The organism is Ensifer sesbaniae (genome assembly GCF_013283665.1).
Taxonomy (GTDB): Bacteria; Pseudomonadota; Alphaproteobacteria; order Rhizobiales; family Rhizobiaceae; genus Ensifer; species Ensifer sesbaniae.
This window is the reverse complement of sequence record NZ_JABEKU010000001.1, coordinates 2322418-2337769: the sequence shown is the minus strand read 5'-3', so window position 1 is coordinate 2337769 and position 15352 is coordinate 2322418. Positions and strand designations below refer to the sequence as shown.

13 protein-coding genes are annotated in these 15352 nt (G+C 63.4%); 6 read left to right on the top strand and 7 right to left on the bottom strand.

What is annotated here, in order from left to right; genetic code table 11:
- Positions 1-138: 138 nt before the first annotated feature.
- Entirely contained in the window at positions 139-2109 is a 1971-nt protein-coding gene (locus BHMPCIPO_RS11290) for an acyltransferase family protein (protein WP_173516827.1), read from the top strand.
- A 306-nt stretch (positions 2110-2415) separates the two neighbouring features.
- Here the strand turns inward: BHMPCIPO_RS11290 and bmt are convergent, their stop codons facing one another.
- Both bmt and BHMPCIPO_RS11280 read right to left on the bottom strand, forming a co-directional pair.
- Positions 2416-3432, bottom strand: a complete 1017-nt coding sequence (gene bmt / locus BHMPCIPO_RS11285; protein WP_173516826.1) for a betaine--homocysteine S-methyltransferase — start codon at positions 3430-3432, stop codon at positions 2416-2418.
- 65 nt (positions 3433-3497) lie between these two features.
- On the bottom strand, positions 3498-4904 hold the full coding sequence (locus tag BHMPCIPO_RS11280) for an O-antigen ligase family protein (protein WP_173516825.1): 1407 nt from the start codon (positions 4902-4904) through the stop codon (positions 3498-3500).
- A 332-nt stretch (positions 4905-5236) separates the two neighbouring features.
- On the opposite strand from BHMPCIPO_RS11280, the gene BHMPCIPO_RS11275 reads away from it, so the two are divergent.
- Positions 5237-6100 carry a D-alanyl-D-alanine carboxypeptidase family protein gene (locus BHMPCIPO_RS11275; RefSeq protein WP_173516824.1) on the top strand — a complete coding sequence of 288 codons (864 nt, stop codon included), beginning with the start codon at positions 5237-5239 and terminating at the stop codon, positions 6098-6100.
- A gap of 299 nt (positions 6101-6399) precedes the next feature.
- Here BHMPCIPO_RS11275 and BHMPCIPO_RS11270 read toward each other — a convergent pair whose 3' ends face one another.
- From BHMPCIPO_RS11270 to BHMPCIPO_RS11250, 5 genes are all read right to left on the bottom strand, one after another.
- Positions 6400-7446 (bottom strand): quaternary amine ABC transporter ATP-binding protein, encoded by a 1047-nt coding sequence (locus BHMPCIPO_RS11270; RefSeq protein WP_173516823.1) that lies wholly within the window; start codon positions 7444-7446, stop codon positions 6400-6402.
- Positions 7439-8350: an ABC transporter permease gene (locus tag BHMPCIPO_RS11265; RefSeq protein ID WP_173516822.1), complete on the bottom strand. Its 912-nt coding sequence runs from the start codon at positions 8348-8350 to the stop codon at positions 7439-7441. Before BHMPCIPO_RS11265 ends, BHMPCIPO_RS11270 begins: the two co-directional genes overlap by 8 nt.
- Positions 8351-8644: 294 nt before the next feature.
- Positions 8645-9643, bottom strand: a complete 999-nt coding sequence (locus BHMPCIPO_RS11260; protein ID WP_173516821.1) for an ABC transporter substrate-binding protein — start codon at positions 9641-9643, stop codon at positions 8645-8647.
- A 339-nt stretch (positions 9644-9982) separates the two neighbouring features.
- Positions 9983-10348: a hypothetical protein gene (locus BHMPCIPO_RS11255; RefSeq protein WP_173516820.1), complete on the bottom strand. Its 366-nt coding sequence runs from the start codon at positions 10346-10348 to the stop codon at positions 9983-9985.
- An 82-nt stretch (positions 10349-10430) separates the two neighbouring features.
- Positions 10431-10574, bottom strand: a complete 144-nt coding sequence (locus BHMPCIPO_RS11250) for a hypothetical protein (RefSeq protein WP_173516819.1) — start codon at positions 10572-10574, stop codon at positions 10431-10433.
- Between the two features lie 251 nt (positions 10575-10825).
- Between BHMPCIPO_RS11250 and BHMPCIPO_RS11245 the strand changes: the two genes are divergently transcribed.
- The 4 genes from BHMPCIPO_RS11245 to cobW all read left to right on the top strand — a co-directional run bounded on the left by BHMPCIPO_RS11245 (position 10826) and on the right by cobW (position 15342).
- Positions 10826-12283 (top strand): cobyric acid synthase, encoded by a 1458-nt coding sequence (locus tag BHMPCIPO_RS11245; protein ID WP_173516818.1) that lies wholly within the window; start codon positions 10826-10828, stop codon positions 12281-12283.
- Positions 12284-12440: 157 nt separating this feature from the next.
- Entirely contained in the window at positions 12441-13067 is a 627-nt protein-coding gene (locus tag BHMPCIPO_RS11240; RefSeq protein ID WP_173516817.1) for a class I SAM-dependent methyltransferase, read from the top strand.
- Positions 13068-13749: 682 nt separating this feature from the next.
- Positions 13750-14274, top strand: a complete 525-nt coding sequence (cobU, locus tag BHMPCIPO_RS11235) for a bifunctional adenosylcobinamide kinase/adenosylcobinamide-phosphate guanylyltransferase (RefSeq protein ID WP_173516816.1) — start codon at positions 13750-13752, stop codon at positions 14272-14274.
- A gap of 3 nt (positions 14275-14277) precedes the next feature.
- Positions 14278-15342, top strand: a complete 1065-nt coding sequence (cobW, locus tag BHMPCIPO_RS11230; RefSeq protein WP_173516815.1) for a cobalamin biosynthesis protein CobW — start codon at positions 14278-14280, stop codon at positions 15340-15342.
- The last annotated feature ends 10 nt before the right edge of the window (positions 15343-15352 follow it).

The window sequence follows — 15352 nt, the reverse complement described above, 5'->3', positions numbered from 1 at the left end:
CGGACGGCACGCCCGCGGGCTCCGTCGGCCGTCCGTGCCCTAGAAAGCGCACAAATGTGGATATACACGGCGCTGCTGTGGCTCTGATGGTGGGGCCCGTGTTAACGAGCGGCACATGCCGCCGAGTATTTCCTATTGATGCAATACAGACCCGAAATCGATGGACTGCGCGCGTTAGCCGTCGTGCCAGTCCTCCTGTTCCATGCCGGTTTCGGCCTCCTTGCCGGTGGTTTTGCCGGCGTCGACGTCTTCTTCGTCATCAGCGGCTTTCTGATTACCTCGATCATTCACCGAGAAATCCGCGACGGCAGCTTCAGCGTCGTCCGCTTCTACGAGCGGCGAGCCCGCCGGATCGCGCCCGCGTTGCTGCTGGTTTGCGCGGTCTCTATTCCCTTCGCGCTGATGTGGATGCTGCCGGAGGAGCTCAACAATTTCGGCAAGAGCCTCTATGCGGTGAATTTCTTCGCCTCGAATTTCCTGTTCTGGGGTCAGACGGGCTATTTCGCGCCGAGCACCGAGCTGATGCCGCTGCTGCACACCTGGTCTCTGGCGGTCGAGGAGCAGTACTATGTCGTCTTTCCGCTGCTCCTGCTCGGGCTGCGCCGCGCGTCTGCGGCAATGGCCCTGAAGGTCGTGCTGGCTCTCGTGGCCTTGAGTTTCGCCATGACGCAGCTTCTGGCACGCGCCGATCCGGCCGCGAATTTCTATCTCCTGCCCAGCCGCTTCTGGGAGCTCGGCGTGGGTGCGGGTCTGGCGCTTGTCAGCGCCGAGAGGCTCGATCTGGCAAAAGTGCGCCGCGAAATGCTTTCGGCGCTTGGCCTGGCGGCGATCGTCGCGAGCTATCTCTTCGTTCCGGAATCCGCCTTCTTTCCCGGCTGGACGACGGTGCCCGTGGTGCTCGGTACGGCGCTCGTCCTTGCCTTTGCCCGCGGCGATACCGCCGTCGGCCGGTTGCTGTCGCTGAAGCCGCTGGTGGCGATCGGCCTCGTCAGCTACAGCCTTTATCTGTGGCACCAGCCGGTCTTCGCCTTCGCGCGGCTGAGGGCGATCGATGGCATCCCGGCCGGAGGCTATGCGCTGCTGATCGTGTTGTGCTTCGCGCTGGCCTATCTCAGCTGGCGCTTCGTCGAGCAGCCCTTCCGCAAACCCAAGCGTTTCGGGCGCGCCGCCGTCTTCGGCGCGACGCTGGCCGCCGGGTCGGCGGCGATCGCACTCGGCTTCGGCTTCGATGGCTCGGACGGACTGGTTGCCCGCAACCGCGAGTTGGCGGCGTTGACGCGGCCGAGCGTCGGCCTTGGCAAGAAATGCGATGCCGTCGCCGATCTGAGATGCGCCACCAGCCCGAAGCCCGAGGTCGCAGTCTGGGGGGATTCCTTTGCCCGCCACCTCGTCGACGGCGTCATCGCCTCGAAGCCGGACGTGCGGCTGGTGCAGCTTGCCAAGAACAATTGCGGCCCCTTCCTCAATCTGGCGCCCGTCGTTCCCCGGCTCGGCCGCGACTGGCCGCAGGATTGCGTGCGTTACAACGACGACGTTCGCCGCTTCCTGCTCGCCAACCGCTCGATCCGCTACGTCGTTCTCTCCTCGCAGCTCAGCCAGTATCTGCAGGAGGAAACCGTGCTCGTCGACGGCCACAAGGAGGTGCCGTCGGGAACGAGCGTCCTCAGCGAGGGCCTGCGAGAGACGCTTGCCTGGCTGAAAGCCAACGGCTTCGAAGCCGTCTTCGTGGCACCGACACCGCATGACGGGCGCGATACGGGCCTCTGCATTGCCAGGGCACGGCTGCTCGGCCAACCGGATCGGCGCTGCGAACCGGCGCTGAAGGACGTGCGCAAATACGACCGCGACGTGCTGAAGGTCGTCGCCGATATCGCCGACGAATATCCGGTCGTCAGTTTCATGAACTATCTCTGCGATGCGGATAGCTGCAAGGTCGAGGACAAGGGCGTGCCGCTCTTCGAGGACTTCGGACATTTCTCCGAGCAAGGGTCTCGCCAGATGGGGCGTGCCTTCGACTTCTACCGTTCCTTCGTCGCCGCCGCGGAGAGCGATGTCTTTTCGTGGCGCCGGCCGGTCGGCCCGCCGGCTTTCGAGGGCGCCCGCCTCTGACGGCTCGCGCCGCTGCAGGCCGCTCTCCACCGGCCCCCAAAAGCAAACGCCCCGGATCATGCGATGCCGGGGCGTCTGCTTGTTGATCTGCCTTGCTGCTGCATATTTCCTTTAATCGTAGCCGATTAAAGGACAAAAACATGCAAGCAATTCTAGATCCTTTCACTGTTTCATGGAAACAGTGAAAGGATCTAACCTTTTGAAATTACGCAATTCCGGTCGGAAAACCGTTTCACACTTTTCCTGGAATTGCTCTAAGTGCTACAGCGACCTTCGCGCGTCCGATAAGACGCGCGGCGCTGTAGGTCAGGCGCGGCGGCTGCGGCGCTCGCGGCTCGGGGCAGCGGCGGTTTCATTGGCCGTCTTGTTGCGCAAGGGGCCGATCTTTTCGATGATCAGATCCAGCGTCGGGCGTTCGCGGCGCACATGTTCGTCGAGTGCGACGCGCATGGCGGCGAGGTGGCCGCAGGTGGTGCCGCAGCAGCCGCCGATGATCCTGGCGCCGGCATCGGCCGCCAGGCGCACATATTCGGCCATCAGCGGCGGCGTGCCGGAATAGTGGATCTCGGAACCGCGGAATTCCGGAATGCCGCAATTGCCCTTGACGATGACGGTCGCCTCGGGGGCGGCTTCGGTCATGTCGAGCAGCGAGGAAAGGATGTCGGAAGCGCCGACGCCACAATTGGCGCCAACGGCGACCGGGCCGTTGCCGAGATCGCTGGCGACACCGTGGATATCCTTGGGATGCAGGCCCATCATCGTCTTGCCGGCGGTATCGAAGGAGCCGGTGTAGACGTAGGGGAGGCCGACCTTGGCGGCTGCTTCCGCGGCGGCGCGGATTTCGTCCGGCGAGGACATGGTCTCGATCCAGGCGACTTCGGCACCGCCGGCCTTCAGGCCCTCGATCTGCTCGACGAAGGCGGCAACGGCATCCTCATAGGAAAGCGCGCCAAGCGGGATCAGCAGTTCGCCGGTCGGGCCGACGGAGCCGGCGGTGATGACCTTGCGCGGTGCCTTGTCGGCAACGGCGCGGGCGATCTCGGCGGCGCGCTTGTTCAGCGCATGCACGCGGTCGTCCGCCTGGTGCAGTTTCAGGCGATGGCGGGTGCCGCCGAAGGTGTTGGTAAGGATGATGTCGGCGCCGGCGTCGACGAAGTCCTGGTGCAGCTTGGTGATGTTCTCCGGCTTCGTCTCGTTCCAGAGTTCCGGCGCTTCGCCGGCTTCGAGCCCCATGGCGAAGAGCGAGGTGCCGGTGGCGCCATCGGCGAGAAGAATGCCTTTTTCGGCAAGCAGGGCGGAGAGGACATTGGATGCTGCGGTCATCGGTTTTTCCCGGCTAAAATGAACAGTAGTAAGATATAAAGATATGTTTATGTCTTGGCAAGCGGTCAGCGTTGGGCGGTTGCCGCTTCGGCGCGCATGCTCATGCGCCCGGCAAGGCCAAGCCCGAAGACGGCGAGCGCCGTCAAAAGCCACATCGGGTCGGCGCGGTTGAGGAAGAAGCTTTCGAGCATGGCGTTATAGGTCATGAAGATGACCACCATGACGCAGAAATCGGCGAAGATCCGCGCCTGCGGGCGGCGATAGGCGCGCATGTAATCGAAAAGCGGCTTGATGAAGAGGAGCGCCGTCATGAGGATGCCGCCCGGCACGCCGAACATCAGCACCGCGTCGAGATAGCTGTTGTGTCCGGTGACGATGCCGCGCACGTCCCAGCTCGCCTCGAAATTCGCTTCCATGCCCATGATGACCGGCGACAGCCAGAAGCTTGCATAGCCCTGGCCGAGCCAGGGGCGCTCGGCGATGCTGGTGCTGGCGAATTTCCAGATGTCGTCGCGGCCGGTGAAGGTCGCATCGTCGATCAGCGCCTTGGTGATCGAAAGCAGCGTGTCGGAATAGATGGTGCCGAGGGTCAGGCCGAAGACCAGAGCCGACATGGCGAGGTGGGCGAGGATCATCAGGCCGGGGCTGCGCACCGCGCGGCCGGCAAAGACCAGGCCGATCGCGATCGGCAGGAAGCCGATCGTCGTCTTCGACCCGGTGTGCAGCACGAAATTGGCCGCGAGCAGGGTGATTGCCCAACCGCGCAGCGGCGCGCCCGCGCGCAGGCAATAGATACCGAACATGCAGAGGACGGAGAAAACCGGCGCCGAGACGTTCTTGTGCAACAGATGCCCGCGCCAGAAGCCCGCATGCCAGGGTTCGTCGCCGAAGGCCGAATGAACGGCGCGATCCGGCGCCACGAAGAGTGCGGCATAGTCGATCAGGATCAAAAGCAGAATGGCGTTGGCGCCGGCATTGACGAAATCCCGTTCGCTGCGCGGCAACACCAGCACGCCCGCCACCATGATCATCGCGATGAGGCTCAGCGTCAGGCCGCGGGCAGATGCGGCGGGATCATAGGATTGCAGGCAGGAAAGATAGGCGACCGCGAAGATCGCGATCCAGCTTGGCGAGACCAGACGGGCCAATATCCGCCTGTCGACCGTAAGCAGCATGGCGAAAAGATAGACCGCGCCAAGCACCAGGTAGCCGACCTGGTTGACGATGTTGCCTTCGTTGGCCGCGTTCGGATCGGTCTCGACCGCGCCCTGGAACGGGATCAGCGTGAAGACGATGAGGAACAGGCCAAGGCCCGAGAGCAGCGCGGCAAGACCCTGAACGAGCTCCGCCAATCCGGCGTCGAAGGCCGCCGGCACCCGCTGGCGCGTGGTGGAATGGTCTGCCGTGGCTGAGTTCGAGTGCATGGCGGCGCCGAAACGGGTGAAGCTCAGATGCCGCAACGCGGGCGGCATCGTCGAATGCGGCTCCCTGTTCGACGCCGCCGGTCGGGGCTGGTCGGGCAGGGGGGCGCCGTCACCTTGGCGCAATCAGGTTAAACCTCGGTGAAACGCCTGTGTGCGTCTCGGTCTCCGGAGCTTGAGGATCCGATATTTGCGCGCCGATTGCCGCAGGTGCTTGCCGCCCGGGTCTCATACCCGTAGAAGGGTGGGGCCCGTAAAGAGGTCGGGAATGTCTCGGCCGTGGAAAACGCGGCCGTTGCCGTGTTCTGCGGCATGCCTTCCATAATTCGATCACGATTTTCGTCCCGAGGTCGTTCGATAGCGTCGAAACGAGAAAACACGATATGCAGTCCCTTATCCGTATGGTCGCGTCTGCCGCGGTCTCCGTGAGCCTGCTGCTTGGCAGCGTTTCCTTTGCTGCCGCCGGACAGGCGCATTTTGTCGTCAATGCCGAGACCGGCTCGATCCTCGAGGCCGACAATGCGGACGAACTGAACTTTCCGGCGTCGCTGACGAAGATGATGACGATCTATCTCGCCTTCGAGGCGCTGAAGAACGGCACGCTCAAGTGGGACCAGAAACTGACGGTATCGGAACATGCCAACGGCCTGGAGCCGTTCAAGCTGGCGGTCGGCGCCGGGCGCCAGATCACCGTGCGCGAAGCGGTCATGGGCATGGTCGTGCTTTCGGCCAATGATGCCGCGGTCGTCATCGGCGAGACGCTTGCCGGGAACGAGCCCGCCTTCGGCGAGATGATGACCCGCAAGGCCAAGGCGCTCGGCATGAGCCGCACGGTCTTCAAGAATGCCAACGGCCTGCCGGACCCGGCCCAGGTGACGACGGCGCGCGACATGGCGACGCTGGGTCTGGCGCTGATGCGCGACTTTCCCGAGGAGTTCCAGCTCTTCGCCAACAAGACGATCGAATTTCGCGGCATGAAGCTGCGCGGCCATAACAACGTGATGAAGCGTTACGAGGGCGTCGACGGTATCAAGACCGGTTATACGGACGCCTCCGGCTACAATCTCGTCACCTCGGCCAAGCGCGGTGGCACCCGCCTCGTCGCCGTCGTCATGGGCGGCAAGACGGCGCAATCGCGCGACGACGACATGATCGCGCTGCTCGACAAGTTTCTGCCGCCGAAGGAGGCCGCAAAAGCCGCAAGCGCTGTCGAACCGGTTGCGGCGGCCACCATGACGACGAACTGATCGTCTGAGGCTTGCCCCTCTCCTCGGGTTTAACCCGAGGACTAACCCTCTCCCCGCAGGCGGGGCGAGGGGACGAGGGCGACGGCAAACGCCAGTGACAAGAGGCCAGTGATAGAGCGAACGCAGGAAACGGCCGCGCTCATTGCCTTTGTAGCGATTAGAAGCGGCTGTCCCGTCATGGGTGGGCGTGTTGAGTTGAAACGCGGCGTCACCGCGAGTCCCTTCTCCCCGTCGGGACGGGGAGAAGGTGTCGGCAGGCGGATGAGGGGCAGTTTGCTGCTCCAAGCCGCGCTATCGCATCACGCCGCTGCGCGATCCTCGTGGCTCACCGGCGTCACCATGGCGGCGATGACCGTGGAAAGGTCGAGCGCACCGATCGGGCGGCCATTGCTATCGACGACATGGGCGCTCGCGACGCGGGCGGCGGTCATCGTCCGCGCCGCCGCTTCCAGCACCGTGCCGGCCGCAAGCGGCACGCCGTCGGCATTGCCGGAAAGCGGACGCATGATCGTCTCGACATTGATCACCCGGCCGCGGTTCACTTCCTTGACGAAAGCGGTGATGTAGTCGTCGGCCGGCGAAAGCACGATCTCCTGGCCGGTGCCCTGCTGCACCACCCGGCCATCGCGCAGGATGGCAATCTTGTCGCCGAGGCGCAGCGCCTCGTCGAGGTCGTGGGTGATGAAGACCACGGTCTTCTTCAGCTCCTTCTGCAGGTCGAGAAGCACGGTCTGCATGTCGACGCGAATCAGCGGATCGAGCGCCGAATAGGCTTCGTCCATCAGCAGGATGTCGGCATCGTTGGTGAGTGCGCGGGCGAGGCCGACGCGCTGCTGCATGCCGCCTGAAAGCTGGTTCGGATAGTGGTTCTCGAAGCCCTTGAGACCGACGCGCTCGATCCAGCGTCGGGCGCGCTTTTCGCTCTCCTTGCGCTCGATGCCCTGGATTTCCAGGCCATAGACCGTGTTGTCGAGCACGGTGCGGTGCGGCAGCAGCGCGAACTTCTGGAATACCATCGCCGTCTTGTGGCGGCGAAATTGCCGGAGGTCGGCGTCGTTCATCTTGCAGACGTCGACGCCGTCATAGAGCACTTCGCCTGCGGTCGGGTCGATCAGCCGGTTGATGTGGCGAATCAGCGTCGACTTGCCGGAGCCCGAGAGACCCATGACCACCATGACGCCGCCGGCGGGCATGTAGATGTTGATGTCCTGCAGGCCGAGCACGTGGCCGTGCTTCTCGTTGAGCTCGGCCTTGCCCATGCCTTTCTTGACGGCGTCGACGAAGTCGCCGCCGCGGGGGCCGAAGATCTTGTAGAGGTTCTTCACCTCGATTGCATGACTAGCCATGGATAACCTCCGAGTGCTTCTGCAGCCGCTTGCCGAAGGCCTGGCTGGTACGGTCGAAAATGATGGCGATACCGACGAGGGCAAAACCGTTGAGGAAGCCGACGGTGAAGAACTGGTTGGCGATTGCCTGCAGCACGTTCTTGCCGAGGCCGCCGACGCCGATCATCGAAGCGACGACAACCATCGCCAGAGACATCATGATGGTCTGGTTGATGCCGGCCATGATGGTCGGCAGAGCCAGCGGCATCTGCACGTTCTTCAGTTTCTGCCAGCCGGACGAGCCGAAGGCGTCGGCCGCTTCCAGCACTTCCTTGTCGACGAGGCGAATGCCGAGATTGGTCAGCCGGATCATCGGCGGCACGGCGTAGATGACGACGGCGATCAGGCCCGGCACCTTGCCGATGCCGAAAACCATGACGACGGGGATCAGATAGACGAAGCTCGGCATCGTCTGCATGACGTCGAGGATGGGATTGACGAAGGCCTGCACCCGGTCCGACCGCGCCATGAGGATGCCGATCGGAATGCCGATCAGGATCGAAATCAGCGTGCAGACCGTGACCATCGCCAGCGTGATCATCGTGTCGTTCCAAAGCCCGACAAGGCCGATGACGATCATCGACAGCGCCGTTCCGATGGTGACGGCCATGTTGCGGCTGCCGAAATAGACGATCGCGACCATGGCGGCCAGGATCACGATCCAGGGCGAACCGACGAACAGGCTTTCGAGATAATTCAGGAACCATTGAAGCGGTTGCACCACCGTATCGATGGCGTTTCCGTAGGATCGAACGAAGCTCTTGAAACCGTCGTCGACGGTCTTGCGTGCCAGGCGGATCGTGCTGTCGTCAATGGCAGGGAACTTGCAGAGCAAAGCTGGCAAGACACTGCAGATGGATGCCATATGTTTCCCCTTCTTGGCCGGAAGTCTTTTATCGAGCCGGCTGCGTCCCGACATCGACTGGCGTCGAGTCCTGCGCACACTGCGAGTGGCCTCTTTGGGCCCGGCCTTTAGACTGTGTCAGCGAAATGTGGCGCCCGCTTTACTGTTTGCGACGCGGACGGCCATGCTTCGCCGCCTCTGGAACGATGCGCCCCCGAACGGAACCCGCAAGGGCGCTGCATTGTTCCGTTCCGCAGGATCATGCCGGAACGGAAAGGCGGCCGTCATCGACGGCGCGCCTGCCATCATGACGTATCAGAGCGCCGCCTTGACCTTCTCGGCCACTTCCGGGCTCACCCACTGCGTCCACATGTCAGGGAATTCTTCGAGGAAGTGCTTGGCCGCATCCTCGTTGGTGCCCTGGTTCTGATCCATCCAGGCAAGAACCTTGTTGACCGTGCCGTTGTCCCACTTGCGCGCCTTGACGTAATCCATGGCGACGCTGGCCTTTTCGGCGAAGGACTTGGTCACGACCGTGAAGACATCCGAGACCGGGTAAGAGTTGACCTTCGGGGCCGGGCAGTCCGGAACGGCCGTGCAGGAGTCCCATTCGGCCTTGTCGTGGTCGACGCCGAAGGAGAGGCGGGTCATGTCGTATTTGCCGAGGATCGCGGTCGGCGCCCAGTAGTAGCCGAGCCAGCCGGTCTTCTTTTCGAAGGCGTTGGCAATCGAGCCGTCGAGGCCGGCGGCCGAACCGGTGTCGACCAGGACGAATCCGGCCTTTTCCGCATCCAGCGCCTTATAGAGATTGGCGGTCGAAACCTGGCAGTTCCAGCCGGACGGGCAATTGTGCACCGCGGCCTTCGTCGGGTCTTCCGGCGCCGGGAAGAGCTCGGGATGTTTCAACGCGTCCTGTACGGTCTTGATGTCCGGGTGCGCGTCGGAGAGGAACTTCGGGATCCACCAGCCTTCGACGCCGCCTTCGCTGAGGATCTTTGCTGCCTCGATCAGCCGGCCTTCCTTGATCGCCGCGTCGAGCGGCGTGCGCACGGCGTTGACCCAGAGTTCCGGCGCCATGTCTGGCTGCGCCTTTTCATTCATCGAGGCGAAGGTCGGCATGGTGTCGCCGGTGACCAGCGTCACGGTGCAGCCGTAACCGTTTTCGAGAATGAACTTGTCCACCTGGGCGGCAACGCCGGCAGAAGCCCAGTTCATTTCGGCAATGCTGACTTCACCGCATTCCGCGGCCTGCGCGGAACCCGCCAGGGCATAGAGGCCCGCCGCGAGAATGGTGGAAGCGAGGAGTTTCTTCATGTTGCAAGACCTCCCAGTCTTTTTTGCAGCCAATATCCAAACGGGAATCCACGGCGGATGCAGGACATCCTCCGCCACCCGGAGCAACTGTGCAGCCTGAGGGTTCGGCATCAAACAAGCCAAGGTTCACCCTTGCTGCGGACGGTGTGGGAGTTCGTTTTCAGCCCTGGCCGCGGAACCCTGTCGCCAGCCAATCTCCTCTTATACCGCCAGCCAAGCCTAAGTATTCTCGCTGGGAAATCAACCTCTTCAATCGGAAGGTCGGGTCGCGATCATTTCTCGCGCGTTCTGTCTGCGACATGGTCGAAGGGCGTTTTATGAGCGTGGGAAGGGTCGAATTTAAGCAATAGCGACAATTCCTGCCGCAAAAGACGGCGCTCTGCGCCGCGCGATCGGGAAGCCTGTCGAGATCCTGACTTTTCCTATCGTGATTGCGCCACGGAGATTGGCGCGCATGTCGCGAAAAAAAATCGAAAAAAGCCGGAATTCATCTTTGATTAAATCCTCAATAACCATCCGGTAACGATGTCCAGCTAATTGTTCTCTCGCGGCGGGGGAACTGCCGCGGGTCCGGATCAGGTAGAGCGTCCCGGGCTCCGAGCGAACCTTCGGTGCGTTACTCCGAAGTGACCAGGTGTTTTTTGGCGGCCGCATCCCTCTGTCGAGGTTGATGCGGCCTTCGCATTTCTGGGCCATCGTCGCCACAAAAAAACCGCCCCAGATGGGGCGGTGGGAGGAAGCTCTGGGAGGCGAGCCCCGAGGGGAGAAGAATGCCCCGGTCGCGGGGTCAGCCGACGTTCGACGTGCGGATGACGCCGAGCGGGCCGAAGGGCGCGTCGGCCACGAGGTTGCGCACGCGCGACTGGCTGTTCGGAACCTTGGAGTTCCAGGCGATCTGAACGAAATTGGGTTTGCTGAAAATGTACAGCATGGACGTGAACCTTGAGAGGCCGGAGGCCTATCCTCCGGGGCTTGTTGTGCTGGCGGTGATATAGGTGTGCGCCGCAAAAAAAATGAATGCCAAACTCGCCATGCCATGTCGCATTTTGGCCATCCGCCGCGGCGTTTTCGACAAGCCCTGCGACGGCGCGAAACATTGCGTGAGCGCCCTGGCTCGATTGCGGCGAAATCGTGTCGAAACAGACCTTTGCCACTGAGCGTTTCAGTGTTACCGATGGCCCCATGACACGCAGGATCATGTTGCAGGGAACCGGCTCGGATGTCGGAAAATCGGTACTGGTGGCGGGGCTCTGCCGGCTCGCTGCCAACCAGGGCCTGAAGGTCCGTCCGTTCAAGCCGCAGAACATGTCGAACAACGCCGCCGTTTCCGACGATGGTGGCGAGATCGGCCGGGCGCAATGGCTCCAGGCGCTGGCTGCGCGCGTGCCGTCGTCCGTGCACATGAATCCGGTGCTCCTGAAGCCGCAGTCCGACGTCGGCAGCCAGATCGTCGTCCAGGGCAAGGTGGCCGGCCAGGCGAAGGGTCGGGAGTACCAGGCGCTCAAACCCAAGCTGCTTGGCGCGGTGATGGAGAGCTTCGAGCAGATTTCGGCCGGCGCCGATCTCGTGGTGGTGGAAGGCGCGGGCTCGCCGGCGGAAATCAACCTCAGGGCCGGCGACATCGCCAATATGGGCTTTGCGACCCGCGCCGGCGTGCCGGTCGTGCTCGTCGGCGATATCGACCGCGGCGGGGTGATCGCCTCGCTCGTCGGCACGCATGCGATCCTGCCGGAGGAAGACCGGCGCATGGTCGCCGGCTATCTCATCAACAAGTTCCGCGGCGACGTGACGCTGTTCGACGACGGGATTGCCGCCGTGAACCGCTTCACCGGCTGGCCCTGCTTCGGCGTCGTACCCTGGCTCAAGGCAGCGGCACGGCTACCGGCGGAAGATTCGGTCGTGCTGGAGAAACTGACGCGGGGCGAGGGACGGGCATTGAAGGTTGCGGTGCCGGTGCTGTCGCGCATCGCCAATTTCGACGATCTCGATCCGCTTTCGGCCGAACCCGAGATCGATCTCGTCTTCGTTCGGTCGGGCCATCCGATCCCTGACGATGCCGGCCTCGTCGTCATTCCCGGGTCGAAATCGACGATCGGCGATCTCATCGATTTCCGGGCGCAGGGCTGGGACCGCGATCTTCAACGCCATGTGCGCCGCGGCGGCCGGGTCATCGGCATCTGCGGCGGCTACCAGATGCTCGGCCGGCGCGTGACCGATCCGCTCGGCATCGAAGGCGGCGAGCGGGAGGTCGAGGGCCTGGGGTTGCTCGACGTCGAAACCGAGATGGCGCCGGAAAAGACCGTGCGCAACAGCCATGCCTGGTCGCTGGAGCACGACGTGGCGCTCGAGGGCTACGAGATCCACCTGGGCAAGACTGAAGGCGCGGATTGCGACCGCCCGTCCGTGCGCCTCGACGACCGCGCCGACGGGGCTCTGTCTGCCGATGGCCGGGTGATGGGCACCTATCTGCACGGCCTGTTTTCGAGCGACGCCTATCGCGCAGCACTCCTGAAAAGCTTCGGCATCGAAGGCGGCGCCAGCAACTACCGCCAGTCGGTGGATGCCGCGCTGGACGATGTGGCGGGCGAACTGGAGGCGGTGCTTGACCGGCGCTGGCTCGCCGGGTTGCTCGGACGCTAACCGAATGCCTTGCCTCAGTCGTGCCGAGCGGTCGACTTGGGTGAGCGGCGCATCGGCGGAAAGCCATACAGCTTTCGCTTTTCCGCTCTAGAATCGTCGAGAAGGGTCGAGAAGGAAGAGAGTTCGGCAGCCGCCGTGCAGGGAGGCAGGTGTTTCAATGCAGGACGAAAACACGCGGGCGCACTGGGATAATGCCTACCAGACGAAGGGCGAGGCGGGGGTTAGTTGGTTCGAGGATACGCCGGCGATTTCCCTCGATCTCATCCGCAGGCATACGGCAATTGCTTCGTCGTCGCTGATCGATATCGGTGGCGGCGCCTCGCGGCTGGTGGACGCATTGCTTGACGAGGGCATGAAGACGATCACCGTGCTCGACCTGTCACCAGCGGCCCTGGAGACGGCCAAGGCAAGGCTTGGGTTGCGGGCCGACGGCGTGCAATGGGTTGCCGCCGATGTGACCGAGTGGGAACCGGATCGAAGCTACGACATCTGGCACGATCGCGCCGCTTTTCACTTCCTGACCGAACCGGAAGACAGGGCCGCCTATATCGAGCGGCTGACGGCGGCCGTGGCGCCCGGCGGGCACGCGATCATCGCCACCTTCGCCCCCGACGGGCCGGAGCGCTGCAGCGGCCTGCCGGTGGTGCGCTACGACCCGGCGGCACTGGCAGAGGTCATCGGGCCGTCGTTCCGGCTGGTCGAGCATGTGATGCACCAGCACAGGACGCCGTGGAACTCGACCCAGGCCTTCCAGTTCAGCGTGCTAGAGCGGGTGGGCGGCTAGTTCATCGCTGCGCCGACAAATCGTCGCGCGGCGCAACTCGGTGGCCAAGGTGTCGCAAGCGTCGATTGACTTTGCGCTGCCCGCTTCCTAATCATCTGACGTTGGATGGTTTCCCCGTGTCGTGGCGACATGGGGGAATAATTGGGAATGTGACGGATGGACCCAAATCGGGCATCCTTATCGCAGCCGACCCCGCGACTGTAGAACGGTCAGGGTTCGCCATCGGGCTCGAAGCTTAGGCTTGCCGCGCGATTGCATGGGGCAATCGAGGCAAATCGGAAACGAGCCGGAAAAGCCACTGGCGTGGCATCGTGATCAGCCGGGTTGGACGCCTCTTCTTCTACGAATCGTCCGCCCTTCACGATACCGCCCACAGCGCCGCGCGTCGGAGACGACGCGCAAAGGTTCGCTGTGGCACTGGAAAACGCCGGGAAGGTGAGGCGGGCCGCTCGGGTCCTGACATCGGAACCTCGCCCTCACGGGCGAGGCGATGCGGGAAGCCGTGACGCCGTGAGCCAGGAGACCTGCCATCCGGCATGGGCATTCCGCCCGAGGAGACCCGTGGTCTCCAACGCCATCACGGAGGTTGTTTTGGCTCTCAGATATTTTCCCGATCGCGCCGCCGGCGCGCCGAACGATCGTTGCCATCTGCCGCTGACCTTGGCGTGTTGAGGCGGCGGCGATGAGCAATTCCAGCGCCGGCCCCGTTCTTGTCCTCGGCGGCGCCCGTTCCGGCAAATCCAGCTTTTCCGAGAGGCTCGTCGAAGCGTCCGGGCTCACCATGCATTATGTCGCGACCGGCCGCGCCTGGGACGACGAAATGCGCGAGCGGATCGACCATCACAAGGCACGCCGCGGCGAAGGCTGGACGACGCACGAAGAGCCGCTCGATCTCGTCGGCACCCTCAGGCGCATCGATGACCCCAATCATGTCGTGCTGATCGACTGCCTGACGCTCTGGGTCACCAATCTCATGCTCGAAGAGCGCGACATGGCGGCGGAGTTCGCTGCCCTTGCCGCATATCTCCCCGAGGCGCGGGCGCGCCTCGTTTTCGTTTCCAACGAGGTCGGCCTCGGCATCGTGCCCGAGAACCGCATGGCGCGCGATTTTCGCGACCATGCCGGCCGGCTTCACCAGATCGTTGCGGAGAAATCCGCTGAAGTTTACTTTGTCGCGGCCGGTTTGCCGCTGAAAATGAAGGGTTAATCCATGACCACTGCGAGAGCCAGCCACGGCAAGATTCCGGCGACCGTCATCACCGGCTTCCTCGGCGCCGGCAAGACGACGATGATCCGCAACCTGCTGCAGAACGCCGACGGCAAGCGCATCGCGCTGATCATCAACGAGTTCGGCGATCTCGGTGTCGACGGCGACGTCTTGAAGGGCTGCGGTGCCGAGGCCTGCTCCGAGGACGACATCATCGAGCTCACCAATGGCTGCATCTGCTGCACCGTCGCCGACGATTTCATCCCGACCATGACGAAGCTGCTCGAGCGCGAGAAGCGCCCGGACCACATCATCATCGAAACCTCGGGCCTCGCTTTGCCGCAGCCGCTGGTCGCCGCCTTCAACTGGCCGGATATCCGCAGCGAAGTGACCGTCGATGGCGTCGTGACGGTGGTCGACAGCGCCGCCGTTGCCGCCGGCCGCTTTGCCGACGATCACGACAAGGTCGATGCGCTGCGCGTCGAGGATGACAATCTCGACCACGAAAGCCCGATCGAGGAGCTCTTCGAGGACCAGCTTACCGCCGCCGACCTCATCGTTCTCAACAAGACCGACCTGATCGACGCCTCGGGCCTGAACTCGGTGCGCGAGGAAGTGGCCTCCCGCATCAGCCGCAAGCCGACGATGATCGAGGCGAAGAACGGCGAAGTTGCCGCCGCCATCCTGCTCGGCCTCGGCGTCGGCACGGAAGGCGAAATCGCCAACCGCAAGTCGCACCACGAGATGGAACATGAGGCGGGCGAGGAGCACGACCATGACGAATTCGACAGCTTCGTCGTCGAGCTTGCTTCGGTCGCGGATCCGGCTGCCTTCATCGACCGCCTGAAGGGCGTGATCGCCGAACACGACGTTCTGCGCCTCAAGGGCTTTGCCGACGTGCCCGGCAAGCCGATGCGCCTTCTGATCCAGGCGGTGGGCGCCCGCATCGATCAATATTACGACCGCGCCTGGGCGGCCGGCGAAAAGCGCGGCACGCGCCTCGTCGTCATCGGCCTGCACGACATGGATGAAGCGGCGGTGCGCGCTGCGATCACCGCGCTCGTCTAGATCATTGCTT

Bases quoted from the DNA above. Each gene is read 5' to 3' on its own strand.
- BHMPCIPO_RS11265 (WP_173516822.1), bottom strand. From the start codon at position 8,350: ATGGCATCCATCTGCAGTGTCTTGCCAGCTTTGCTCTGCAAGTTCCCT.
- cobU (WP_173516816.1), top strand. From the start codon at position 13,750: ATGAGCAATTCCAGCGCCGGCCCCGTTCTTGTCCTCGGCGGCGCCCGT.
- bmt (WP_173516826.1), bottom strand. From the start codon at position 3,432: ATGACCGCAGCATCCAATGTCCTCTCCGCCCTGCTTGCCGAAAAAGGC.
- BHMPCIPO_RS11260 (WP_173516821.1), bottom strand. From the start codon at position 9,643: ATGAAGAAACTCCTCGCTTCCACCATTCTCGCGGCGGGCCTCTATGCC.
- BHMPCIPO_RS11270 (WP_173516823.1), bottom strand. From the start codon at position 7,446: ATGGCTAGTCATGCAATCGAGGTGAAGAACCTCTACAAGATCTTCGGC.
- BHMPCIPO_RS11275 (WP_173516824.1), top strand. From the start codon at position 5,237: ATGCAGTCCCTTATCCGTATGGTCGCGTCTGCCGCGGTCTCCGTGAGC.
- BHMPCIPO_RS11240 (WP_173516817.1), top strand. From the start codon at position 12,441: ATGCAGGACGAAAACACGCGGGCGCACTGGGATAATGCCTACCAGACG.
- cobW (WP_173516815.1), top strand. From the start codon at position 14,278: ATGACCACTGCGAGAGCCAGCCACGGCAAGATTCCGGCGACCGTCATC.
- BHMPCIPO_RS11250 (WP_173516819.1), bottom strand. From the start codon at position 10,574: ATGCTGTACATTTTCAGCAAACCCAATTTCGTTCAGATCGCCTGGAAC.
- BHMPCIPO_RS11245 (WP_173516818.1), top strand. From the start codon at position 10,826: ATGACACGCAGGATCATGTTGCAGGGAACCGGCTCGGATGTCGGAAAA.
- BHMPCIPO_RS11290 (WP_173516827.1), top strand. From the start codon at position 139: ATGCAATACAGACCCGAAATCGATGGACTGCGCGCGTTAGCCGTCGTG.
- BHMPCIPO_RS11280 (WP_173516825.1), bottom strand. From the start codon at position 4,904: ATGCCGCCCGCGTTGCGGCATCTGAGCTTCACCCGTTTCGGCGCCGCC.